The following is a 22,197-nucleotide window of genomic DNA, read 5'->3' as shown; positions in this document are numbered from 1 at the left end:
GGTGCTCGGGGGCTCGGCGGTGATGCTGGTCCAGCAGTAGCCGGCCGGCCCCGGCCCTGCCCCAGGCCGGTGGTAGGGTCCGCGGACCGCCATGGACACCTACCTCGACCGCATCCTCGACGCTACCCGGCGCCGATTGGTGGACGCCCAGGCCCGCCGCTCGCTGGGCGACCTGGAGCGCGACGTCCGGGAGGTCGGGTCGCCCCGGGACTTCACGGGTGCTCTGCGGGCGGAAGGCATTTCCCTGATCGCCGAGTTCAAGCGCCGCTCCCCCTCCAAGGGCGCCATCCGGGCCGACGCCACGCCGCAGCGCACCGCCCGGGCGTACGAGCGGGGCGGCGCCCGGGCGCTGTCGGTGCTCACCGAGCCCGACTTCTTCTCCGGTTCCCTGGCCGACCTGCAGGCCGCCCGCCGGGTCACCGCCCTCCCGGCCATCCGCAAGGACTTCGTCCTCGAGCCGTACCAGGTGGTCGAGGCCCGGCTGGCGGGCGCCGACGCCATCCTGCTGATCGTCGCCGCCCTCCGGGACCCCGGGCGCTATGCCGAGTTGGCTGCCGCCGCCCGGGACTATGGCCTGGCCGCCCTCGTCGAGATCCACGACGAGTGGGAGCTGGACGCCGCCTTCGCCGTCGAGCCCGCCATCGTCGGGGTCAACCAGCGCGACCTGCGCACGTTCGCGGTGGATACCGGGCTCGCCATCCGGATGCGGCCGCGGATCCCCCCGGATGTGGTCGTGGTGGCCGAGAGCGGGATCGCCACCCGGGCCGACGTGACCGCCCTGGAGGAGGCCGACGTGGACGCCATGCTGGTGGGCGAGACGCTGATGCGGGCTCCGGACCCGGCGGCCGCCACCGCCACGTTGCTCGGCCGGGAGGAGCCCGACCCGGAGACCGACGAGGACCTCGAGCCCGAGCCCGTTTCGTCCGACCGCTAAACTCCCAACCACCCATGGCTCCCACTTCCACCTCCGACGCACTGCCCGACGCCCGCGGGTGGTTCGGCCCCTACGGCGGGCGCTACGCCCCCGAGGTGCTGGTCGGCGCTCTGGAGGAGCTGGACAAGGCCCGCCTCGAGGCGATGCACGACCCGGGGTTCCAGGACGAGTTCCACTCGCTGCTCCGCGAGGTCGCCGGCCGGCCGACGCCGCTCTACCACGCCCGCCGCCTGACCAAGGAGGTGGGCGGTGCCGAGCTGTGGCTGAAGCGGGAGGACGCCGCTTTCACCGGCGCCCACAAGATCAACAACACCCTCGGCCAGCTCCTGCTGGCCCAACGGATGGGCAAGCGCCGGGTGATCGCCGAGACCGGGGCCGGCCAGCACGGGGTCGCCACCGCCACCGCGGCGGCCTGGTTCGGGATCCCGGCAGTGGTCTACATGGGCGTCGAGGACACCCGGCGCCAGGCGTTGAACGTCGCCCGGATGCGGTTGCTGGGCGCCGAGGTGCGCCCGGTAGCGGCCGGCTCGCAGACGCTGAAAGACGCCATCAACGAGGCCTTCCGGGACTGGGTGGAGAACGTCGAGACCACCCACTACGTCATCGGCTCGGTGGTCGGCCCGCACCCGTTCCCGGCCCTGGTCGCCGACTTCCAGCGGGTGATCGGTGACGAGGCCAAGGGCCAGTTCCTCCAGGTCACCGGGGCGCTGCCGGATGCTGTGGTGGCCTGCGTGGGCGGGGGCTCCAACGCCATCGGCATCTTCCGGGGCTTCGTCGACGACGAGGTGCGCCTGTACGGCGTCGAGGCCGCCGGGGAGGGCCTGGGCACCGCCCGGCACGCCGCCACCTTGTCCAAGGGGGGGCCGGGCGTGCTGCACGGCGCCCGCTCCTACGTGCTGCAGGACGCCGCCGGCCAGATCCAGGAGGCGCACTCGATCTCGGCGGGGCTGGACTACCCGGGGGTCGGTCCCGAGCACTCCTGGCTGAAGGACTCGGGCCGGGTGCGCTACCTGGCGGCGGACGACCGCGAGGCTTTGGCCGCCTTCCAGCTGCTGGCCCGCACCGAGGGGATCATCCCGGCCCTGGAGTCGGCGCACGCCGTTGCCCGGGCCGTGGACCTGGCCCGCGAGATGGGCCGGGGTGCCAACGTGCTGGTCAACCTCTCGGGCCGGGGCGACAAGGATGTCGAGGTGGTCGCCCGGACGCTGGGCCTGGCGCCCTCCTCGTAGGTGGGGGCCCGCCCGCCCGCCGCCCGGGCTACCGAGCTCGAGGAGCGCCTCCAGTCCGCCCGATCAGGTGGGCGCAAGCTCTTCGTGCCGTACCTGACCGCCGGGCTGCCGACCCCGCAGCGCTTCGTCGACCTCATCGCCGAGCTGTCGGGCATCGCCGACGCCATCGAGGTGGGGGTGCCCTTCTCCGACCCGGTCATGGACGGCCCGGTGATTCAGGCGGCCTCCACCCAGGCGCTCCAGAGCGGGATCAGCATCGAGCGCAGCTTCGAGCTGATCCGCAATGCCCGGCGCTACGCCGAGGTCCCGCTGGTGGCCATGACCTACTACAACCCGGTGCACGCCCTGGGGGCCGAGCACTTTGCCGAGTCCCTGCGCCAGGCGGGTGCCTCGGGCATGATCGTCCCCGACCTGCCCTTCGAGGAGTCCGCCGAGCTGCGGGAGGCGCTGGCGCCCCGGGGCATGGCTCTCGTGCAGCTCATCGCCCCGACGACGAGCCTGGAGCGGGCCGCCATGCTGGCCCGGGGCTCCTCCGGCTTCATCTATGCGGTCTCGCGCCTGGGGGTGACCGGCGAGCAGGAGGCGCTCTCCTCGGCGGCGATGGGCCTGGTGGTGCGCATCCGGCCGCACACCCGGCTGCCCGTGCTCCTCGGGGTGGGGATCTCGAGCGGGGCCAGTGCGTCCGCGGCCGCCCGCCTGGCCGACGGGGTCATCGTGGGCAGCGCGCTGGTGAAGCGGGTGCTGGCCGACGACGCCGCCGGGGTCTCGGCCCTCGCCCGGGAGATCCGCCGGGCGCTGGACCAACTGCACTGAGGTCACTCGTCGAACGGTAGAGGAGGGAGGGGCAACGTGGCTGGTTGGGGAGACGACCCGATCCTGGAGGAACTGCGCGGGCTGGTCGAGGCCGGGTGGGAAGTGGCGAGCGTCGAGGAGGACGTCGAGGGGCCGGCCGGCACCGCCGACCGCGTGGTGGTGCGGGAGGCCGCCTCGGGCGAGGAGCGGGAGTTCGTGAGCGACCACCTGGCCTTCCACCGCTACGTCACGGGCCTGCAGGGAGAGACCTACTAGGGATCAGTCCGTTTCGGCCAAAGTTCTGGGGACGTTTTTGCCGTCTTTTTGGCGGAAAAAAGTCCACAGAACTCCGTGCCGGTGAGCCGGGGCCGCGGTCCGGTGTAATCGAAGGCCCGTCAGTAGATCTTGCGCAGCACGCCCTGGCGGGTGTTGGTGTAGGGCGGGTACTGCAGCGGCGGTTCGGGCAGGGCAGGCTTGGAGAGCACCGCCTTGCGGTGGCTGAAGGTGTCGAACCCGGTCCGGCCGTGGTAGGCGCCCGAGCCGCTCGCCCCGACCCCGCCGAACGGCAGCCCGGGCACGGCCAGCTGCACCGTGCACGTGTTCACGCACGCGCTGCCCGAGGACGTCCGGTCCAGGATGTCATCTGCCACGGAGCCGTGGCTGGTGAACACGTAGAGCGCCAGCGGCTTGGGCCGGGCGTTCACAAAGGCCACCGCCTCGTCCATGCTGGCCACCGGGATGATGGGGAGGATGGGGCCGAAGATCTCCTCGCCCATGAGGGCGGCGTCGGTGGCCACCCGCCGGACGATGGTCGGGGCGAGGTACCGCGTCGCCGGATCGGCGGTGGCGAGGCCCCCGGTGACCGTCTCGGCGAACCCGCCCGCCTGCAGCAGCCCGGTCAGGCGGGCGAAGTGGGCGTCGCTCACGATGCGCCCGTAGTCCGGGCTGGCTTTGGGGTCGTCGCCGTAGAAGTCGTGCAGCAGCTCGGTGAGCTTGGCCACCAGGGCCTGCTCCATGTCCTCGTGCACCAGCACGTAGTCCGGGGCCACGCAGGTCTGCCCGGCGTTCAGCCACTTGCCGTAGGCCAGCCGGCGGGCGACGACGCCCAGGGCGGCGTCCTTGTCCACGATGGCCGGGCACTTGCCGCCCAGCTCCAGCGTCACCGGGGTCAGGTTGGGGATGGCCGCCTCCAGCACGATGCGCCCCACCCGGGCGCTGCCGGTGTACAGGATGTGGTCGAAGCGCTGGGCGAGCAGCTCGGTCGCCGCCTCGGCCCCGCCCTCGACGATGGCGACGGCGTCGGTGTCGAGGTACTTCGGCACCAGGCGGGCGATCGTCTCCGAGGTGGCCGGGGCCAGTTCGGAAGGCTTGCCCACCACGCAGTTGCCGGCGGCGACTGCCGACGCCATCGGCAGCACCAGCAGCTGGACCGGGTAGTTCCACGGGGCGATGACCAGCGCGACGCCGAGGGGCTCGGGCACCACCTTCGCCCGGCCGGGCTGCAGCACCACCGGGACGTGCACGTGCTCGGGCGACATCCACCCGTGGAGGTGGGAGAGCGTGTAGCCCACCTCCCTGTCGACGAATCGGGTTTCGGTCATCCAGGCCTCGGCGGGGGCCTTGCCGAGGTCGGACCCCATGGCGGCGGCCAGCTCGGCCTCGCCCTCGGTCAGCAGCCGGCGGAAGCCCTTGAGCTGCGCCTTGCGCCAGTCGATGGGCCGGGTGCGGCCGGAGTCGAAGGTGGCCCGGAGAGCGGCGACCCGGCCCGGGATGGTGCGCTCGGCGACGAGGCTCATACCCCGATCATGTCCCCCGGGGCGACAGGCTGCAAACGGGCCGGTCTCCTGCTGCATCGAGTGCGTGCGCCCGCAGCTGGGGCACTGGGCGAGGTGGGGCACAAAAGCCGTGCGCAGCACGGCTTTTGTTGCTTACTTAGAAGTCTAACCTCGCTAAGGAGCTAAATCGTGCGCAGATCGAGGGCGCCCTACTCGTAGCGCAGGCAGTCGGCCACCGCCAGCCGGCCGGCCCCGTAGGCGGGCACCACGGCGGCGACCAGCGAGACGCCGATGGTGAACACCGCCATCGCCACCAGGATGGCGGGGTTGAAGGCGAAGCCGAAGTTCACCACTGCGTTGTCGATCAGGTGGACGAAGGCGTAGGCCAGCGGGATGCCGAGGGCGGTGGCCACCAGCACGGCGATCCCGGCGAGGGACAGCGCCTCGACCACGAACACCGAGGCGACCTTCTGGCTGCTGGCCCCCAGCGCCCGCAGCGTGCCCATCTCCCGGCGGCGCTCGAGCACCGAGGTCGCCAGCGTGCTGGACAGCCCGAGGATGCCGATCAGCGCCACGATGGCCGCCACCGACTTGAGGAGCAGGCTGAGGACACCGAACTCGTCCCGGGTGCGCTGCAGGTTCTCCGCCGCGGTGCGTACCGAGGCGCTGAGGCCCTGTTTCAGGAGGGCGTCCTCCACCTGGTTGGCCGCGGCGCCGACGGCGGCGGCGCCATGGGTGGTGGTGCGCACCATGAGGCCCATGGTCGAGCCGGGGGAAAGGCCCTCGAAGGCATCGAAGTTGTCCAGGGTGGTCACCGCCACCCCGGCGGTCCCCAGGCCGGTGTTGACGTCGTGGACCACGCCGACGACCGTCCAGCTCTGGCTGCGCGTGGCGGTGGCCAGCGTGATCGTCCCGCCCACCTGCACGCCCGTCCGGGCGAGGAGCTCCTCGTTCACCAGCAGCTGGTTGGCCTGCCCGGGCGCCACCCAGTGGCCGGCCACCACCTGGAGCTGGTAGAGGGCGGGGGTGGGGGCGGTCCCCTCGAGGATGACGTTGCCCCACGACGAGCTGGCCGCCGACTCGTTGAACGGCTCGGTGGCGGCGACGTTCGGGAGGGCCTTCAGGGTGTCATTCAGCGAGGCGGCCGAGCGGGGCTGGGCGGTCTGGGCGTAGATGTCGGCGTGGAACTGCCCCGACAGATTGTCGAGGAACCGGTTGAACGAGTAGCTGGTGGTCTGGATCGCCAGGAAGGTGGTCGCCGCGCAGGCGAGCGCAGCCAGGGTGAGTGCCGCCCGCACCGGCCGCCGGAAGGCGCCCGCCAGGCCGAGCCACATCGTGCGGGGCAGGGCGGCGACCCGGGAGAGCCATGCCGGCAGGGCCAGCTCGCGGGCGCCGGAGCGCTGGCCGCCCAGGGCCTCCCGCACCGTGACCTTCGTGCCCCACCAGATCGGCCCCATCGCCGCCAGCACCGGCACCACCAGGCCGAGGGCGGCGCTCAGGGCGAGGACGCCGAGATCGAGGGGGAGCCGCCCGGTGTCGAGCACGATGGCGTTGGCCAGCACCCCGGTCAGCCAGTGGCCCCCGAGCACGCCGGCGAGGAGGCCGAGGGTGGTCCCGGCGAGCGCGTAGATCGACACGGTGGTCAGGTAGCCCCGCACCACGGCGTTGCGGGTCCCGCCCAGCGCCTTCATGATGCCCATCGAAGGCTGCTGCTCGGCCACCAGGGCGGTGATGGTGTTGAGGATGAGGAGCGCAGCCAGCAGGAGGGCGGCGGCCGACAGGGTGTCGAGGACGAGGTAGAGGCCCCGGACCTCGCTGCTCGCCACGCCGCCCGAGCCCAAGACGGTGCCGACCACCGTGCTCCCGCCCTTGCGCAGCACGGCCTCGGCCGCTTTCGCGGTGTCTTGGGCCTGACTCTCGTTGGTCACCTCGATGAGGGCGAGGTTGGGCTTGGTGAGCCCGCTGATGGCGGCGAGGCCGGCGGTCGACATGTAGCCCCGGGCGGTGCCGACCAGCGAGGCGCTGCCCTGGCCCATCGCCCGGGCGGTGCCGACGACGGTGAGCAGGACGTCGCCGCTGGCAGTGCGCAGGTCCACGGTGTCGCCCAGCGTGAAGCCCTGATAGCCGCGGTCGGTCGAGTCCATGACGATCTGGCCCGGCCCGGGCAGGTGCCCGCTGGTGAGCTCGAAGGGCTGGACGGCGATGTGGGCGGGGTTGGGGTAGGCGGTGATCTGCAGGTTGACCTGGCCGGGTGCGGCCGAGATCTCCCACAGGCCCTGGTACACGGTGGCCAGCTCGGCGGCCTTGACGTTGGGCACCGCTTGCAGGGCGCCCGCCAGGGCGGGGTTGGTGCCGGTGGTGACGACCTGCACGTCGGCGGTGTGGCCCGAGTTCACCAGGGCGGCCTGCGCCCCCACGATGGCCCGGGACGAGAGGTTGATGGCGCACAGGCCGGCCACCCCGACGGCGATGCCGAGCACCACCAGGCTGGAGCGGGCCGGGCGCTGGGCGACGTCCGCCAGCGACTTCCGCGCCAGGGCGGAGAAGCGACGGGCCGAGTAGCCGGGGGCCGAGAACCGCATCGTGGTCCGGCCCCCCTTCTGGGTTCGGTGGCGGTGGTTACGCGGCGACGAAGGCGGGTGCGAGCCTGCGGCCGACGATCCGGCCGTCCATCAGATCGATCCCGGCGGTACCCCGGCGGGCGATGTCGGCGTCGTGGGTGACGAGCACCACGGTCTTGCCCCGGGCGACCAGGCCCCGCAGGGCCTCGATCACGCCGCTGGCGGCGGTGGTGTCGAGGTTGCCGGTGGGCTCGTCGGCGACGACGATCGGGGGGTCGTTGGCCATGGCCCGGGCGATGGCCACCCGCTGCTGCTGGCCGCCGGACATCTGCCTCGGCAGGCGGTGGGCCAGGTCGGCGACGTCGAACTGGGCCAGGCACTCCAGCGCCCGGGAGGCCCAGTGCTTGCGCAGGAAGTGACCCTTGCCCAGCTCGAGGGCCAGGATGACGTTGTCGAGGGCGGACAGCGTGGGGATGAGCTGGAAGGACTGGAACACGATCCCGAAGGTGCGGCCCCGCCACTGCGCCAGGGCGTTCTCGCCCTTGTCGGGCATGCGCTCGTGCGAGAACAGGATGCCGCCGCTGCTGGGGCGGTCAACGCCGGTGAGCAGGTTCAGCAAGGTGGACTTGCCGCTGCCCGAGGGCCCGTTGATGACGAAGAGGCTCCCTCGGGGAATCACGAAGTTGAGGTCCTCGAGGATCGGGTGGCGCTTGCCGCCGGCATCGATCCACCTGCTGAGCCGTTCGGCTTTGGCGAGGGGTTCCATGCAAGGTATATCGGGCTCCCCCACGAGGCGCCCAATGGCGAATGTCACGTAGCCCGTGCGGACTAGCGCGAAGGGGCTACCGACGGGGTAGTGCGGGCGGGCGGCGGTGCCCGGTACACTCGGAGGGCCGGGGTAGCCCAACGGTCTGAGGCGGATGGCTCAAACCCATCTGGGCGCAAGCCCATGCGGGTTCGAATCCCGTCCCCGGCACGAGCCCAGTTCGGGGACGGTCCGGAGATGGTTGGTGGAGTAGTACATCCCCTGGCTGTACCACGCCGCCAACTATGCCCGCGGGGGCCAACGCCGGGGCCACCGTGGGGCCACCGTGGGGCCACCGCACTCCGCACAGGCTCTACGCCGCCGGGTGCGCTCGCTCCTCCTCCCGGGCGTGGCCCCCGGGGATGGCTACCTCCACCCGGTTGCGGCCCCCGCTCTTGGCGGCGTACAGGGCCCGGTCGGCGGAGCGCAGGAGCGAGTCGGCGTCGGCGGCGTGGTCCGGGATCGTGGCGACCCCGACGCTGATCGTGATCGCCCGCTCCACGCTCGGCACGAAGATCTCCGCCACCGCCTCCCGGATCTTGTCCGCCAGCACGGCCGCACCGTCGACGCCGGTGGCCGGGAGCAGGACGAGGAACTCCTCGCCGCCGTAGCGGCCGGCGAAGTCGCTGTCCCGCAGCGTCGCCCGCAGGGCGGCGCCGACGGCGGCCAGGACCTCGTCGCCGTGGCCATGGCCGTAGGTGTCGTTGAGCTGCTTGAAGAGGTCGAGGTCGAACAGGAGGGCGCTCAGCGGCGTCAGGGTGCGGGAGGACTGGGCCACCATCCGCTTCAGGGTGTCGTCCACCGCCCGGCGGTTGGCGAGCCCGGTGAGGGCGTCGGTGGCCGCCCGGAGCTGGGCGATGGCCAGGTTGCGCAGGTTGGCCAGCACCGGGGCGGACTGGGTCACCGTCTCCCGGATCCGGCGGTCCTGCTCCTCGGCCAGCGGCTGGGGGCCGTTGACCAGCACCGAGCCGATCACCTCGCCGCCCACCAGCAGCGGGGTGCACGCCGACATGCCCGGGCAGCCCGAGCACACCGAGCACGGGAGCAGGGGAGCGGCCCCGCCCTCGGTGTGGCGCCGGCTGAGGCGGATGGCCAGGCACGAGCGGGGCTCCGCCCCCTGCAGCGAGGTGCGCAGCGGCGAGCCGGCGGGCACGTCGGTCTTGGCCTCCAGCCGGTCGGCGCTGTTGTTGCGGTTGAGGACCGTCACCGTGCTGGCCGGGATCGACCGCTCCAGATGGCGCTTCAGGAGGTCGTGGGCCTCCTCCTCGTTCTCGGTCATCTGCAGGTTGTCGCCGAACTCGAGCTGGGTGGCCTCGTACTCCCCGGCGGTGCGCTGCCGGGCCGCCATGGCGGCGAGGGTGTGGCCGAGGCGCCCGATCTCATCGTTGCCCTTGACCTCCGGGGCTTCGCTGTAGTCGCCGTCGGCCATGCGCTCGGCGAAGCGGGCGTAGGCCGCGGTCCGCGGCAGGATGCCCCGGACCAGCCAGAGCATCACCGCTGCGCTCAGCGCAAGGCCGGCCAGCAGGAGGCCCCGCATCACCCACACCGTGGACTGGTAATTGCGCAGTGCCCGGTGGTAGGCGGTCTGCGCCTGGGTGGTCTCGGCCTCGGCCAGTGACTCGGAGCCGGCCTCCATCGGGGTGAAGAGGGCATCCAATTGGTCCAGCTCCGGCGCCCGGGCGGCGTCGGTCAGGGGCGCCAGACCCTGCGTCGCCCAGAGGGTCTTGAACCGGAGCCATGCGCCGGCAATGGTGTTCAGGGCCGACTGCTGTGCGGCCGGGTCGTCGTCCTGCAGGCCCCGCATGGTCTGCAGGCCGAGATCCACTGCCGGCACCGCCTGGTTGAGCAGCTGGGTGGTGAGCTGCTGGGTCTCCGCTCCGCTGGCGGCATCCAGGAGCTCGGCGGCGAGGAGGTGGGCGTCGCCCAGGTGGGCGTCGAGGTCCTTGGCCGCCAGGCTGGCGGTGACGTGGGCCCCGTACTGGAGCAGGAGGGACTTCGGCCCGGCCTGCACCGCGGCGATGGCGAGGAACGCCGGGATGAGCACAGCGCCGAGCACGATCAGGGCCCGCGCCTTCAGCGACAACCGTGACACCGGCAACCTCCAGGGAACGGGAAAAGGTCCTCCCTTCCCTTCTATCGGCGGGCCGACCGGTGGCCTCCATAGTGCAAAGGGACCAGGTCGGGACTAGTAGAAATCCCTAGTCGTGGGGTGCGGGCGGCCCCCCGTTGCCGAACGCCTTGCCGGTCAAGCCGGTCACCGAGCTCAGCAGCCCGGCCAGCTCCATCGGCACCACGAACTTGGTGGAGGGCGAGGCGCCGATCTGCTTCAGGGCGTCGAGGTACTGCAGGCTCATGGTGTTGGCATCCAGGCCTCGGGCCACCTCGAAGATCTTGCCCAGGGCCAGGGAGAATCCCTCGGCCCGCAGGATGGCGGCCTGGCGGTCGCCCTCGGCGGACAGGATCGCTGCCTGCTTCTGGCCCTCGGCGACGGTGATCTGCGACTGCTTCGACCCCTCGGCCTCGGTGACCACGGCCCGCCGGGTGCGCTCGGCCGACATCTGCCGGGTCATGGCATCCAGCACCGGGGGCGGGGGCACGATCTCCCGCACCTCGACGTTGCCCACCTTGACGCCCCAGCGCTCGGTGACCTCGTCCAGCTTCACCTGCAGCACCTGGTTCATCTGGTCCCGCTTGGAGAGGACCTCGTCCAGGGTCATGTCGCCCACGACGCTGCGCAGGGTGGTGGCAGCGATGTTCAGCGCCGCCCCGGCGAAGTTCTGCACCTGCAGCACCGACATCTCGGCGTCCACCACCTTGTAGAAGATGATGAAGTCGATGTTGATGGCGGCGTTGTCCTCGGTGATCGCCGTCTGCTTGGGGATCTCCAGGTACTGCTCCCGGAGGTCCACCATCACCGCCCGGTCGACCACCGGCGTAATGAACACCAGCCCCGGCCCCCGCAGGCCGATGGCCCGGCCCAGGCGGAACAGCACGACCCGCTGGTACTCCTTCACCACCCGGATGGCCTTGGCGATGATGATCAGCACGACGACCACCACCACCGCAATCGCGATCAGCGCTTCCATCGGCTACGCCCCTTTCGTTGCGGACCCCAAGCCGGTTCCCATATCGGCGGCGGGCTCGGGGAAGACCTCCAGAGTCAGGCCTCGGGCACGTACTATCCGAACCGGTGTGCCCGCCGCCACCTCGCCGCCCACCGACTCCGCCGCCCAGGACTCGCCCCGCAGGCGCACCCGGCCCAGGGGGGTGAGCGCGGTCTCGGCGACCGCCATGGTCCCGGGCAGGGCGCCGACGCCGGCGTGCAGCGGCTCCTGCTTGGCGGCGGCCAGAGCCCGGAGCAGGAAGAAGGTCATGACGCCGATGGCCACCGGGAGCGGGTAGAGCAGCAGTGGGGAGACCCGGGCGCTCGGCACCGAGGGGTTGAACAGCAGCAGCCCACCGAGGACCAGCACGACGACCCCGCCGGTGGTGAGGATGCCGTGCACCTTCGCCTTGATGTCCAGCACCAGGAGCACGGCGGCCACCACCAGCAGGAAGACACCGGCCAGCCGCACCGGGAGGGTCTGGAGGATGGCCAGCCCGAGAGCGAGGCTGACCACGCCGACGGCAAGCGGGGGGTGGAACCCGGGGTGGAAGGCCCAGACGATGAGGGCCACCAGGCCGATGTCCAGCAGGATGAAGGCGATGCTGGGGTCGGCGACGGCGTGGAAGAGGCGCTCGCCGACCGTCGGGCCGAAGGCCTGTGTGGGGGCGCCGCACGTCGGGACGCGGTAGGCGGCGCTGCGGTCCGCTCCCGTGGTGGGGGTCCCGGCCCCGGCGGTGCAGCGGCCGGCGTCAGCCAGCATCGCCGTCGCGCTCGGGGCGACGAAGTCGACGACGTTGCGGGTCAGCGCCCCGGCGGCGTCGAGACTGGTCGAGTTCCGCACCGCACCGGTCGCCCAGGTGGCGTTGCGGCCCTGCCGGGAGGCGAGGCCGGCGATGAAGGCGGCGGCGTCGTTGACCACCTTGGCGGTCTCGATGGCGCCCGAGATCCCCACCGGGTGGGCGGCACCGATCTCACTGCCGGGCGCCATCCCGTTGATCGGGCAGGCCTCCATGACGAAGGTGCCCGCCGAGGCGGCCCGGGCCCCCGGCGGCGTGTAGCAGACGACCGGCACCGAGCTTCCCAGGATGGCGTGCACGATGCCCCGCATCGAAGAGTCGAGCCCGCCCGGGGTGTCGATGGTGATGAGGACCGCCGGGTCGTGGCCGGCCTCGGCGGCGGCGATGCCCCGCTCGATGTAGGTCGCCATGAAGGGGTCGACGACCCCGGTCAGGTTGAGCGTCAGGACCGGCTTGGTGCTGGCCGCTCCGGCCGCCGGGTTCCCGAGGAGGAACGCCAGCGTGGCGACCGCCACCAGGAGCCCACCGGCAGCGCCGGCCCCCACTCGCACCAGAAGCCGCAAGCGGCTCATGGGGACATGATGCCACCGTTTCCGGCGGTCCCGGTGCCGGCCGCTCAGGCCTGCGGGCTCGGGTCTTTCCCGGGGGGCCGGGGCGGGGGGCCGGTGATGAGGCGGGCGTGCCGGTCGCCGGTCAGGAATGCCCAGCTCCACGAGGCCATGACGGCGAAACGGTTGCGGAAGCCGATCAGGAAGTAGATGTGCACCCCGGCCCACACCAGCCAGGCGGGGAGCCCGGAGAGCCTGACGCCGGGCAGGTCCGCCACCGCGTCGGCCCGGCCGATAGTGGCCAGCATGCCCTTGTCCTTGTAGTGGAAGGGTTTCGGCCCCCACCCCTCGAGCCGGCCGATGATGGTCTCGGCGGCGTGCTTGCCGCCCTGCAGGGCACCCTGGGCGACCCCGGGCACCACCTCCCCGTCCTGGAGCACGGCCGCCAGGTCGCCGACGACGAACACCTCGGGGTGGCCGGGGATGGAGAGGTCGGGCTCGACCAGCACCCGCCCGGATTTGTCGAGCGGCGCCCCGAGCGCCTCGCCCAGGGGCGACGCCCGCACCCCGGCGGCCCAGAGCACGGTGTGGGCGGCCATGTGGTGCCCGTCCACCGTCACCCCCCGGTCGTCGATGTCGCGCACCAGGGTCCCGGTCCGCACCTCGACCCCCAGGCCCTCCAGGTCCTTGCGCGCCCGGGCGGAGAGCTTCTCGGGGAAGGTCGGCAGCAGCCGGTCGAGGCCCTCGATGAGGATGATCGTGGCCGATGCCGGGTCGATGTGGCGGAACTCGCCGGTGAGGGTGTGGCGGGCCATCTCGGCCAGGGAGCCGGCCAGCTCCACGCCGGTGGGGCCGCCGCCGACGATCACGAAGGTCAGCCACGCCCGCTGGGCATCGGCGTCGGCCTCCCGCTCGGCGGCCTCGAAGGCGTACAAGAGCCGGCGCCGCACCACCAGGGCGTCGTCGATGTTCTTCATGCTGGGGGCGTAGGCCTCCCACTCGTCGTGCCCGAAGTAGGTGTGGCCCGCCCCGGCGGCGACGATAAGGTAGTCGTAGCCCAGGGCGGTGCCGTCGGTGAGCTTGAGGGTGCGGCTCCCGACGTCGATGGCGGCGACCTCCCCCAGGATCACGTCGGTGCTCGCCTGGTTGTGCAGCACCTGGCGGATGGGCTGGGCGATGTCGCTGGCGGTCAGCTGGGCGGTGGCGACCTGGTAGAGGAGGGGCTGGAACAGGTGATGATTGCGCCGGTCGATCACCGTGATGTCCACCGGGGCCTCCTTCAGCCCGCGGGCGGCCGACAGCCCGCCGAACCCCCCGCCGACGATCAGCACCCTCGGCCGCTTGCTCAATTCCGCGATCATCCCTTCCTCCTGTGACCCCCATTCTGCCTGCCCAAACCCCCGAGGCGCACGAGGCAGCCGCCCGGGCCCTCGCGGCGGGAGGCTTGGTGGTCCTGCCCACCGACACGATCTACGGCATCGCGGGCCGCCTGGACCGCACCGACGCCCTCAAGGCGCTGTTCGTGGCGAAGGGCCGCCCGCCTGACCTGGCGCTGCCGGTGCTGGTGGCCTCGGCGCGGGATGCGGGGTTGCTGGGTGTGTTCTCGCCGGCCGCTGACGCCCTGGCTGCCGCCTGGTGGCCCGGGGCGCTCACCATGGTTGTGCCCCGCCGGCCGGGGCTCGCCGCGCCGCTCGGCGGTGACGAGGCAACCATCGGCCTGCGGGTGCCCGCCCTGGCGGCGACCCGCACGCTCCTGGAACGGACCGGGCCGCTGGCGACCACCTCGGCCAACCGGTCCGGGGCGCCGACCCCGGGGGAGATCGGTGCCATCGTGGCCGTCTTCGGCGAGGCGGTTGCGGTCTACCTCGATGGTGGGCCGGCGCCCGGGGGCCTGGGCTCCACGGTGGTGTCGCTGGTGGGCGGGCAGCCCGTGGTCCTGCGGGAGGGCGCCCTCCCGGGAGTCGAGGTCCTGTCGGCGCTGGCTTGACGGCGAACGACCCGACGAGCACGCGATAATCTCCCGCACCAATCTCCCACACCCTGTGGGAGCCGGGCCTATCCGAACGACCGCGGGACCATGCCCATGACCATTCACGACCAACTCGACGAGCTTGCCGGCCGCCTGGCCCGGGCCAAGCAGGAGCTGGTCGTGGCCGGCGAGCAGGTGGCCTTCCAATCCGGCGTCGTGGACGAGGCCCAGACCCGGATGGTGGTCGCGGGCACCCCGCTGGCGGACCGTGAGTTCCGGGAGGCCCGGGACGACCTCGAGCGCCTGCGCAAGCACGAGTCTCGCACCCGGGCGGACATCGCCTCCCTGGCCGCCGAGCGCGACGCGCTGCTGGAGCGCCTGTTCGAAGGGGTCGAGGAGCTGGACGCTCACCAGACGGCCCCGTCGGGCCGCGGGAGAGGACGGCGGCCGTGAGCGCCCGCATCGTCATCGCCGAGGACGAGGCCATCATCCGCATGGACCTGCGGGAGATGCTGGTCGAGGAGGGCTACGAGGTGGTCGGCGAGGCTGCCGACGGCGACGACGCCATCAAGCTCGCCGAGCAGCTGCGCCCCGACCTGGTGATCCTGGACATCGTCATGCCCAAGACCGACGGCCTGTCCGCCGCCGAGACCATCGTCGAGCAGGAGTTGGCCGCCGTCCTGATCCTCACCGCCTTCAGCCACCGGGACAAGGTGGCCCGCGCCACGCGGGCCGGCGTGATGGCCTACCTGGTGAAGCCGTTCGACAAAGCCGACCTGGTGCCGGCCATTGAGGTTGCCGTGCAACGCTGGACCGAGGCCCGGGCACTGGCCAACGAGTCGAAGAACCTCACCGAGCGCCTGGAGACCCGCAAGCTGGTGGAGCGGGCCAAGGGCGTGCTGCGGGACCGCCACGGGCTGTCCGAGGAGGACGCCTTCCGCCTGATCCAGCGGATCTCGATGGAGCGGGGGATGCCGATGGCGAAGGTCGCCGAACGGCTCCTGGACGGCGACGTGTGGAACGGCCGGCTGCCCAGCTGACGGAGAAGGGATCTCCGGCCGGTGGCGGTACCCAGCTCTAGGTGGCGGTGACCAGCGGGACCAGCGTGAACCCCTCGGCCGTGTCCCGGGCTTCCCAGCCCGCCGCCGCCAGCTCCGCCCGTAGGCGGTCAGACTCCGCCCAGTCCCGCTTCGCCCGGGCGGCCTGCCGGGCCTCTGCCAGGGCGACCACCTCCCCGGGCACGTCGCGAGACGACGTGAGCGACCTCAGGCCGAAAATCTCCAACGCCCGGCGGAGCGGTGCCAGGTAGCCCGCCGAACGCCAGCGGTGGAACAGGGCCAGGGCCTCCGGGGTGTTGAAGTTGTCGTCCAGCACCGCCACCAGCTCCTCCCAGGTCCCGTCCGGGGCCTCCCGGGCCGAGGCGCCGCCCCCGGCGAAGGCGTCCCGGAACCCGGCGGCCCGCGCCCGGGCGGCTTTCAGGGCGTCGTCGGAGAAGTCGATCGAGCTGTGCCAGTGGGCGGAGAGGAAGAACACCAGGAGCGTCTCCGGCCCCCAGGTGGCCAGGGCGTTGTGCAGGGAGACGTCGTTGCCCAGCGACTTGTGCATGTCGGCGCCCGACATCTCGAGCATCCCGTTGTGCATCCAGATCTTGGCGAAGTCCCGCCCCGCCCCCCGGGACTGGGCCAGCTCGTTCTCGTGGTGCGGGAAGATCAGGTCGAGGCCCCCACCGTGGATCTCGAACGCCGGCCCCAGGAACGCCTCCGCCATGGCCGAGCACTCGATGTGCCACCCCGGCCGCCCATCGCCCCAGGGTGAGGGCCACCAGGTGTCCTCGTCGGGCTTGCGGCCCTTCCACAGGGCGAAGTCCCGGGGGTCCTCCTTGCGCGTGTTGGGCTCCTGCTCCTGCACCTGGTCGGGGCGCTGGCCGGAGAGCTCGCCGTACGCCGGGTAGCGCCCCACCCGGAAGTAGACGTCGCCGTCGGCGGCGTAGGCCAGGCCTCGGTCGGACAGGTCCTGGATGAGGGCGATCTGCTCGGCAATCGTCTCGGTGGCCCGGGGCTCCACGTCGGGGCGCCCGAGGCCGAGGGCGCTGGTGTCGTCGATGTATGCCTGCGCCGCCGTGGCGGCCAGGTCGACGCTGGCGATCTTCTGGGCGCGGGCGGCCTGGTAGATCTTGTCGTTGACGTCGGTGATGTTCTGGACCAGCCTCACGTCGTAGCCGATGGCGGCCAGCCAGCGCCGGAGCCATGCGGAGATGACGAACGGCCGGGCGTTACCGACGTGGATGCTCCGGTAGACCGTCGGTCCGCAGAAGTACATGCGCACCGGTCCCGGGGCGGGCGGCAGCGGTTCCAGGCGGCGCGACAGGGTGTTGTAGAGCTCCATGGGTGCCTTCACAGTACCGGGCCGGGTGCAACGACGGGGGGGCGGGTTTCCCCGCCCCCCCGTGCGCTTCGGTCGTGCGGTGCAGCGAAGCTCAGCGGGTCAGCGCCACGATGGGGCTGTTGAGGTGCGACCCGCCCATGCCACCGACGAAGGAGGTGTCCCCGTAGTTGAACACCCCGCCGTCGGACGCCACGAGGTTGTAGCCCTTGGCGTCGATGCTGGTGGTGAGCCCGACGATCGGCTTGTTGAGCTTGATGCTGCCGGTCGAGCCGAAGAACAGGGCGTCGCCGTAGTTGAAGATGCCACCGTCGGAGGCCACCAGGAAGTAGCCGCCGCCGCTGGGTGTCCCGGCGATGCCCACCACCGGCTTGTTGAGCTTGATGCTGCCGGTCGATCCGAGGAACTGGGAGTTGCCGTAGGTGAACACGCCGCCGTCCGACGCCACCATCAGGTAGCCCAGGCCGTCGGGGCTGGCCATGCCGGCCACCACCGGCTTGTTGAGCTTGATGCTGCCGGCGGAGCCGAAGAACCCGGCGTCGCCGTAGTTGAACACCCCGCCGTCAGCGGCGAAGAGCCAGTAGCCGCCGCCGTCGGGCGTGGCCGCCATACCGACAATGGGCGAGTTCAGCTTGATGCTGCCGGTTGAGCCGTAGAACTTGGCGTCGCCGTAGGTGAACACGCCGCCGTCGGAGGCCACTTCCCAGTAGCCACCGCCGTCGGGCGTGGCGGCGCCGCCGACCACCGGCTTGTTCAGCTTGATGCTGCCGGCCGAGCCCTGGAAGCTGCTCGAGCCGAAGTTGAAGATCCCGCCATCGGCGCCCAGCTCACGGTACCCCGGGCTGCCGATGACGTTGATCACGCCGTACATGTTGTCGTGGATCGTGCACTGGTAGCTGAATGAGTTCTGGTTCGGGAACGAGTACGTGGTGGAGGTCACCGGCGCACCCGGCCCGAGCGGGAACGACGAGATGGCGCCCGAGGTGGACTGCGTGACGGTGGTGGTGATGCTGTGCCCGCCCAGCGGTGCCAGGTTGAGGTGCACCTCGAACCCGGAAGGACTGAACGGAGGCCCGGCGCACCCAAAGGTGGGCGGCGGCCCGGCAGCCGGCACGTCGCCGGTCGAGGTTTCGCAGACCTGCGGGGCGAAGTCGTACTTGCTGCCGAGGGTCAGCCCCTCGCTGTGCGGGAACGTGACGGTGTGCGGCTCGAAGTTGCTGGGCGAATTCCAGGTGACGGTGTCGCCCGGCTTGATGTTCACCACACTGGGCAGCATCTCCAACAACTGGACGAAAGGATCCGGCGACCCGTCGGAGGCGAGCCCGTCGGCACCCGCGGTGACGTTCCAGTTGCTGACGCCGTGGCTGTCGGTGGTGTGGGATGCGCCTGCGGTCTCCAGCGCGTTCTCCCGGGCGAGGGCTTCGGCGGTCTCGGTGGTGTAGGTGGCGGTAGACCAGGCGTTGGCGTCAGCCTGCGTCGTGGTGGCCGTCGAGGTGGCTACCACATTCAGCACACCCTGCATGCCCGGGTGGATCAGGCACATGAAGTGGACGGCCGTCCCCACGGTGGCGCTCACCTCGACGTAGGTGGGTGGCGTCCCGGGGAGCAGGGCACCTGAGTTCAAATCGCTGGTACCGTCGTATACGCACGGGTTTGCCGCCGACGAGCCACACGTCAGGCTCGTGGGGGAGAAGAGGGACGGGTTGAACTGCAGCTGCCCGGGGTCGTCTCCGGCATCGGTGCCGGTGACCGGGTCGGGCACTGCCAGCGGGTAGGCGGCCAGGGTCTGGGTGGGGACCTCGCCCGTCTTCTCGAAGGTGACGGTGTGGAGTGCGTCCTGCGACCCACCGCTCATGGCGAACCCGACCACGTCACCGGAGTGGACGGTGAGGGTCGGCGTGGTGACGCCGTTCGGGAAATAGTCGTCGTAGGTGAAGTTGTGGCACACCGGGGGCAGTGTGCCGGTGGGAGCCTCGGTGCAGGGCGACGGCGTGACATTGTCAACCCCGATGGTGAGCGCGGCGCTGGCGGTGGCCGCATGGGCGGCGACCGGGGCCACGGTGAGCGCGACGCCCACTCCGAGGAGCCCGCCGACCACGAAGAGACTGCTCAGACCCGCAATGAACCGTTGACGCGTACGACGTTCGCCCATGTGCCCCCCTTGTCGATTCTTCTTCCGCCTCAATTCTTCTTCCGCCTACGTTCCGTGTGCCGCCGCAGCATTCTCCTGGTACCTTCCAATGGTGTCAACAGGTTTTGCCAGTTTCTGGTCCTTTTCGCGCACTAGCTCCTGCCCGGCTTCGACTCCCTTGCGCTCCGTGGGCAGGCTGGCGCTCGCTGCACTCCTGGTGGTCGGGGTGCTGTCGGCGGCTGCGTGCGAGGAGCCTGCCCCCACCGTCGCGACGCCGCCCAACCCCACCTCGGCCCCGGCGTCGGTCCAGGCGGCCTGCGTGGCCCCGCCGGCTCACGCCAGTCCGGCCGCCAGCAGCCCGGCGTCCAACTCGGGCGACTACACCGTCGCCCAGTCCGGCATCCTGCTGGTGGGGACGATCCCCGGGACGGCTCCGTTCGAGTCCCTCAACGGGGGCGCGGGCGCGACCGTCCCCGTCGGCTTCGACATCGACCTCATCGCCGAAGTGGCCCGCCGGCTGGGGCTGCGGCCCGAGGTCCAGCCCGAGACCGAGGCCACCCTCCTGGCCGACGTCGCCCACGGCAAGACCGACGTGGCCATATCGGCGATCCCGATCTCCCGGCAGGCGAGTGCCGCGGTCGACTTCACCAGCCCGTATTTCACCGAGGACCTGGCCCTCACCGTCGGCGTGGACCAGTCCCGGGGCTTCGCCGGTGTGAAGTCGCTGGCCGGCAAGACGGTCGGGGTCCTGAAGGGCAGCTACGGGCAGACCTGCGCCCAGGCGCTCTCCGGGGCCCACCCGCCGCCCGACGGGGGGTTCGCCATCAAGGACTACACCGACATCTCGCAGGCGTTCACCGACCTGTCGGTGGGCCGGATCGGGGCGGTGCTGACCGACGTCCCCACCTCGCGGCGCCTGGTGCAGGCGGTGATCGGTCTGCAGATGGTGGCCATCTACCGCACCAGCGAGGTCTACGGCATCGCCGTGGCCAAGACCAACCCCAACCTGCGGGCCACGCTCAACCGCATCCTGGCCGACATGGTCACCGACGGGATCTACGCGCTCATCTACCAGCGCTGGTTCCAGGTGCCCCCACCGAACCAGCCGGGCTCACCGCCGGCTCCCTGACGAGCTGGGTGATCAGCGCCCAGAGCGCCCGGACGTCGTCCTCGGTGGTGCCGAGGTTGCCGACGGCCACGTGGAGTGCCGGGCGGCCGTGCACCCGGGCGGTGGTGACGTAGAAGCCGTTGGCGTTCACCGCCGTGGCGAGGGCCTCGGCACCGCCCGGGTAGGAGGGCGGCGGCCAGAAGTTCACCACCGACAACGGGACCGGGGCGGCGAGGTCGAACCCGGGCTCCGCCTCCACCCAGCCCGCCAGCAGCCCGGCCAGCCGCACATGCTCCCGCAGAGCGGCCCGGATGCCGGTCGTCCCCAGGCAACGCAGCACCAGCCACAGCTTCAGCGCCCGGAAGCGCCGGCCCAGCGGGAGGCCATAGTCCATGAGGTTGGGGGCGTCCTCGGGGGCGGCCAGGTAGTCGGGCACCACCGACAAGGACGCCCGGGCCGCCTCCGGGTCCGCCAGGTACAGCACGCTGCAGTCCACCGGCACGAAGAGCCACTTGTGCGGGTTCACCACCAGGGAGTCCGCCCCGCTGGCCCCCTCGAGCACCCAGCGGAGCTCGGGCACGGCTCCCGCCGCCGCCCCGTAGGCGCCGTCGATGTGCAGCCACAGCCCGTGACGGGCACAGACGTCGACAATCTGCGGGATGGGGTCCACGCTGGTGACCGCCGTGGTGCCGACGGTCGCCACCACCGCCATCGGCCGGACACCCGTACCGACGTCTGCCTCGATGGCCGCCTCCAGCGCCGCCGGGTCCATCCGGAACGCGCCGTCGGCGGCGATGTGGCGGACCTGGTCGGTGCCGATCCCGAGGCCCAGCACCGCCTTGTCCACCGAGGAATGCGCCAGCTCCGAGCAGTACACGGCCATCGGCGGCCGGCCGGCCAGGCCCCGGCGGCGCACCTCGGGGTCCACCCGGTGGCGGGCGGCGGCCAGGGCGGTGAAGGTGGCGCTGGAGGCGGTGTCCTGGATCACGCCGAACCAGTCGGGTAGGCCCAGCAGGCGGCTGAGCCACCGGGTGGCGACGCCCTCGAGCTCGGTTGCCGCCGGCCCGGTGCGCCACAGCATGGCGTTGGAGTTGAGGGCGGCGGCCAGCAGCTCGCCCGCCACGCCGGGCAGCGACCCCGTGATCCCGAAGTACCCGAAGAAGCGAGGATGGTTCCAGTGGGTGACCCCGGGCAGCAGGATCCGGTCGAGATCCTCAAGCGCCGCCCGGAGGTCCTCGCCGAGGGCTGGGGCCTCCTCGGGCAGCGCCCGGGTGATGTCGCCGGGGGCCACCTGGTGGGCCACCGGCAGCTCCCGGATGCCGCCGAGGTAGTGGTCGACCCACTCCACCGCCGGCGCCAGGTAGCCGCCCGGGTCCTCGCAGAGGTCACCCACCGTCTGGGGTGCCCGGCTGGGCGTCCATCTCCCGCACCGCCAGCGTGCAGGTGGCGAAGGCCACCAGTTTGTCCTCCTCGTTGGTGAGGCGGATCTCCCACAGCTGGGTGGTGCGCCCGACGTGCACCGGCACCCCCGTGGCGGTCAGCCATCCTGCCCGGGCGGGGCGCAGGTGGTTGCACTTGATCTCCAGGCCCAGCACGAGCTGCCCGGGCGTGGCGGCCAGCCACCCGCCGTAGGAGGCCACCGTCTCGGCGAGGGCCGCCGAGGCGCCCCCGTGGAGCATGCCCAGGGGCTGGGTGTTGCCCTCGATGGGCATGCGCGCCACCACCTTCTCGGCGGTGGCCTCGAGGAACTCGATGCCGAGCTTGGTCAGCAGGGCGGCCTGGGCCACCTGATCGGGGACGGCCCCGCGCTCGGCCGTGGTCTCGGGGGTTGGCTGGGGTTCAGGCATGAGCCGTATTGTGCCGCAGTGGCGCCCGACTGGGTCCGCCGTGGATCGTCTGTGAGTGTCCGGGGGTGCTACCAGGCCGTCGCAGAATCACGCCCCATGGAGCGGGCTTCACCCCTCGATGGGTCACATCCGGAGGCTCCTAGGCCGCCACAAGGACATCCCGCCGGAGGATGTTTCTGCGCCCGGTCCCGTGCAAGACGCGCCTGAGCGAGC

At 71.8% G+C, this 22,197-nt stretch carries 19 protein-coding genes and 1 tRNA gene; 9 read left to right on the top strand and 11 right to left on the bottom strand.

The window, feature by feature from the left end; all coding sequences use genetic code 11:
• Positions 1–91 precede the first annotated feature (91 nt).
• Genes trpC through VFW71_08230 form a run of 4 tightly spaced genes read left to right on the top strand, consistent with a single transcriptional unit; the run spans position 92 to position 3,231 of the window.
• Positions 92–934: an indole-3-glycerol phosphate synthase TrpC gene (gene trpC / locus VFW71_08245; GenBank protein HEU5002752.1), complete on the top strand. Its 843-nt coding sequence runs from the start codon at positions 92–94 to the stop codon at positions 932–934.
• 14 nt (positions 935–948) lie between these two features.
• Positions 949–2,163: a tryptophan synthase subunit beta gene (gene trpB / locus VFW71_08240; GenBank protein HEU5002751.1), complete on the top strand. Its 1,215-nt coding sequence runs from the start codon at positions 949–951 to the stop codon at positions 2,161–2,163.
• Positions 2,164–2,976 carry a tryptophan synthase subunit alpha gene (gene trpA, locus VFW71_08235; GenBank protein HEU5002750.1) on the top strand — a complete coding sequence of 271 codons (813 nt, stop codon included), beginning with the start codon at positions 2,164–2,166 and terminating at the stop codon, positions 2,974–2,976.
• Between the two features lie 36 nt (positions 2,977–3,012).
• Positions 3,013–3,231: a hypothetical protein gene (locus VFW71_08230; protein HEU5002749.1), complete on the top strand. Its 219-nt coding sequence runs from the start codon at positions 3,013–3,015 to the stop codon at positions 3,229–3,231.
• 119 nt (positions 3,232–3,350) lie between these two features.
• On the opposite strand, the gene VFW71_08225 is transcribed toward VFW71_08230, so the two are convergent.
• The 3 genes from VFW71_08225 to VFW71_08215 all read right to left on the bottom strand — a co-directional run bounded on the left by VFW71_08225 (position 3,351) and on the right by VFW71_08215 (position 8,057).
• The gene (locus tag VFW71_08225) at positions 3,351–4,751 is read right to left on the bottom strand and encodes an aldehyde dehydrogenase family protein (GenBank protein ID HEU5002748.1); all 1,401 of its coding nucleotides are present in this window, start codon (positions 4,749–4,751) and stop codon (positions 3,351–3,353) included.
• 188 nt (positions 4,752–4,939) lie between these two features.
• Entirely contained in the window at positions 4,940–7,312 is a 2,373-nt protein-coding gene (locus VFW71_08220; GenBank protein HEU5002747.1) for an FtsX-like permease family protein, read from the bottom strand.
• A 37-nt stretch (positions 7,313–7,349) separates the two neighbouring features.
• Complete coding sequence (locus VFW71_08215) at positions 7,350–8,057, bottom strand: ABC transporter ATP-binding protein (GenBank protein ID HEU5002746.1); 708 nt, start codon at positions 8,055–8,057, stop codon at positions 7,350–7,352.
• A 126-nt stretch (positions 8,058–8,183) separates the two neighbouring features.
• On the opposite strand from VFW71_08215, the gene VFW71_08210 reads away from it, so the two are divergent.
• Positions 8,184–8,267 (top strand) — tRNA-Leu (locus VFW71_08210).
• 142 nt (positions 8,268–8,409) lie between these two features.
• Here VFW71_08210 and VFW71_08205 read toward each other — a convergent pair.
• The 4 genes from VFW71_08205 to VFW71_08190 form a co-directional block, all read right to left on the bottom strand.
• Positions 8,410–10,188: a GGDEF domain-containing protein gene (locus VFW71_08205; protein HEU5002745.1), complete on the bottom strand. Its 1,779-nt coding sequence runs from the start codon at positions 10,186–10,188 to the stop codon at positions 8,410–8,412.
• Positions 10,189–10,294: 106 nt separating this feature from the next.
• Positions 10,295–11,182 carry an SPFH domain-containing protein gene (locus tag VFW71_08200; protein ID HEU5002744.1) on the bottom strand — a complete coding sequence of 296 codons (888 nt, stop codon included), beginning with the start codon at positions 11,180–11,182 and terminating at the stop codon, positions 10,295–10,297.
• Positions 11,183–11,185: 3 nt separating this feature from the next.
• Entirely contained in the window at positions 11,186–12,571 is a 1,386-nt protein-coding gene (locus VFW71_08195; protein HEU5002743.1) for an NfeD family protein, read from the bottom strand.
• Positions 12,572–12,615: 44 nt separating this feature from the next.
• On the bottom strand, positions 12,616–13,908 hold the full coding sequence (locus tag VFW71_08190) for an NAD(P)/FAD-dependent oxidoreductase (GenBank protein ID HEU5002742.1): 1,293 nt from the start codon (positions 13,906–13,908) through the stop codon (positions 12,616–12,618).
• Between the two features lie 11 nt (positions 13,909–13,919).
• On the opposite strand from VFW71_08190, the gene VFW71_08185 reads away from it, so the two are divergent.
• The 3 genes from VFW71_08185 to VFW71_08175 all read left to right on the top strand — a co-directional run bounded on the left by VFW71_08185 (position 13,920) and on the right by VFW71_08175 (position 15,556).
• Positions 13,920–14,534 (top strand): L-threonylcarbamoyladenylate synthase, encoded by a 615-nt coding sequence (locus VFW71_08185; protein HEU5002741.1) that lies wholly within the window; start codon positions 13,920–13,922, stop codon positions 14,532–14,534.
• A 90-nt stretch (positions 14,535–14,624) separates the two neighbouring features.
• Complete coding sequence (locus tag VFW71_08180) at positions 14,625–14,969, top strand: hypothetical protein (GenBank protein HEU5002740.1); 345 nt, start codon at positions 14,625–14,627, stop codon at positions 14,967–14,969.
• Positions 14,966–15,556 (top strand): response regulator, encoded by a 591-nt coding sequence (locus VFW71_08175; GenBank protein ID HEU5002739.1) that lies wholly within the window; start codon positions 14,966–14,968, stop codon positions 15,554–15,556. The genes VFW71_08180 and VFW71_08175 overlap by 4 nt, the downstream gene beginning before the upstream one ends.
• 37 nt (positions 15,557–15,593) lie before the next feature.
• Here VFW71_08175 and cysS read toward each other — a convergent pair whose 3' ends face one another.
• The gene (cysS, locus tag VFW71_08170) at positions 15,594–16,901 is read right to left on the bottom strand and encodes a cysteine--tRNA ligase (GenBank protein ID HEU5002738.1); all 1,308 of its coding nucleotides are present in this window, start codon (positions 16,899–16,901) and stop codon (positions 15,594–15,596) included.
• Between the two features lie 91 nt (positions 16,902–16,992).
• On the bottom strand, positions 16,993–18,996 hold the full coding sequence (locus VFW71_08165) for a hypothetical protein (GenBank protein HEU5002737.1): 2,004 nt from the start codon (positions 18,994–18,996) through the stop codon (positions 16,993–16,995).
• A gap of 220 nt (positions 18,997–19,216) precedes the next feature.
• On the opposite strand from VFW71_08165, the gene VFW71_08160 reads away from it, so the two are divergent.
• Positions 19,217–20,158 carry an ABC transporter substrate-binding protein gene (locus tag VFW71_08160; protein ID HEU5002736.1) on the top strand — a complete coding sequence of 314 codons (942 nt, stop codon included), beginning with the start codon at positions 19,217–19,219 and terminating at the stop codon, positions 20,156–20,158.
• Here the strand turns inward: VFW71_08160 and VFW71_08155 are convergent.
• Together VFW71_08155 and VFW71_08150 are read right to left on the bottom strand one after the other, a co-directional pair.
• A complete protein-coding gene (locus tag VFW71_08155; GenBank protein HEU5002735.1) occupies positions 20,094–21,530 on the bottom strand; it encodes a pyridoxal-dependent decarboxylase in 1,437 nt (478 codons plus the stop codon). The two genes, VFW71_08160 and VFW71_08155, sit on opposite strands and share 65 nt — an antisense overlap.
• A complete protein-coding gene (locus tag VFW71_08150) occupies positions 21,523–21,984 on the bottom strand; it encodes a PaaI family thioesterase (GenBank protein HEU5002734.1) in 462 nt (153 codons plus the stop codon). Before VFW71_08150 ends, VFW71_08155 begins: the two co-directional genes overlap by 8 nt.
• Positions 21,985–22,197: the final 213 nt, after the last annotated feature.

Source organism: Actinomycetota bacterium, from assembly GCA_035765775.1.
Classification (GTDB): Bacteria; Actinomycetota; CADDZG01; order JAHWKV01; family JAOPZY01; genus DASTWV01.
Note: the sequence above shows the minus strand (reverse complement) of the source record. Positions and strands in the feature narration are given on the sequence as shown.

Excerpts from the sequence above, each read along its gene's own strand:
- trpC (HEU5002752.1), top strand. The coding sequence starts at position 92 with ATGGACACCTACCTCGACCGCATCCTCGACGCTACCCGGCGCCGATTG.
- trpB (HEU5002751.1), top strand. The coding sequence starts at position 949 with ATGGCTCCCACTTCCACCTCCGACGCACTGCCCGACGCCCGCGGGTGG.
- VFW71_08225 (HEU5002748.1), bottom strand. The coding sequence starts at position 4,751 with ATGAGCCTCGTCGCCGAGCGCACCATCCCGGGCCGGGTCGCCGCTCTC.
- VFW71_08220 (HEU5002747.1), bottom strand. The coding sequence starts at position 7,312 with ATGCGGTTCTCGGCCCCCGGCTACTCGGCCCGTCGCTTCTCCGCCCTG.
- VFW71_08215 (HEU5002746.1), bottom strand. The coding sequence starts at position 8,057 with ATGGAACCCCTCGCCAAAGCCGAACGGCTCAGCAGGTGGATCGATGCC.
- VFW71_08200 (HEU5002744.1), bottom strand. The coding sequence starts at position 11,182 with ATGGAAGCGCTGATCGCGATTGCGGTGGTGGTGGTCGTCGTGCTGATC.
- VFW71_08195 (HEU5002743.1), bottom strand. The coding sequence starts at position 12,571 with ATGAGCCGCTTGCGGCTTCTGGTGCGAGTGGGGGCCGGCGCTGCCGGT.
- VFW71_08190 (HEU5002742.1), bottom strand. The coding sequence starts at position 13,908 with ATGATCGCGGAATTGAGCAAGCGGCCGAGGGTGCTGATCGTCGGCGGG.
- VFW71_08180 (HEU5002740.1), top strand. The coding sequence starts at position 14,625 with ATGCCCATGACCATTCACGACCAACTCGACGAGCTTGCCGGCCGCCTG.
- cysS (HEU5002738.1), bottom strand. The coding sequence starts at position 16,901 with ATGGAGCTCTACAACACCCTGTCGCGCCGCCTGGAACCGCTGCCGCCC.
- VFW71_08150 (HEU5002734.1), bottom strand. The coding sequence starts at position 21,984 with ATGCCTGAACCCCAGCCAACCCCCGAGACCACGGCCGAGCGCGGGGCC.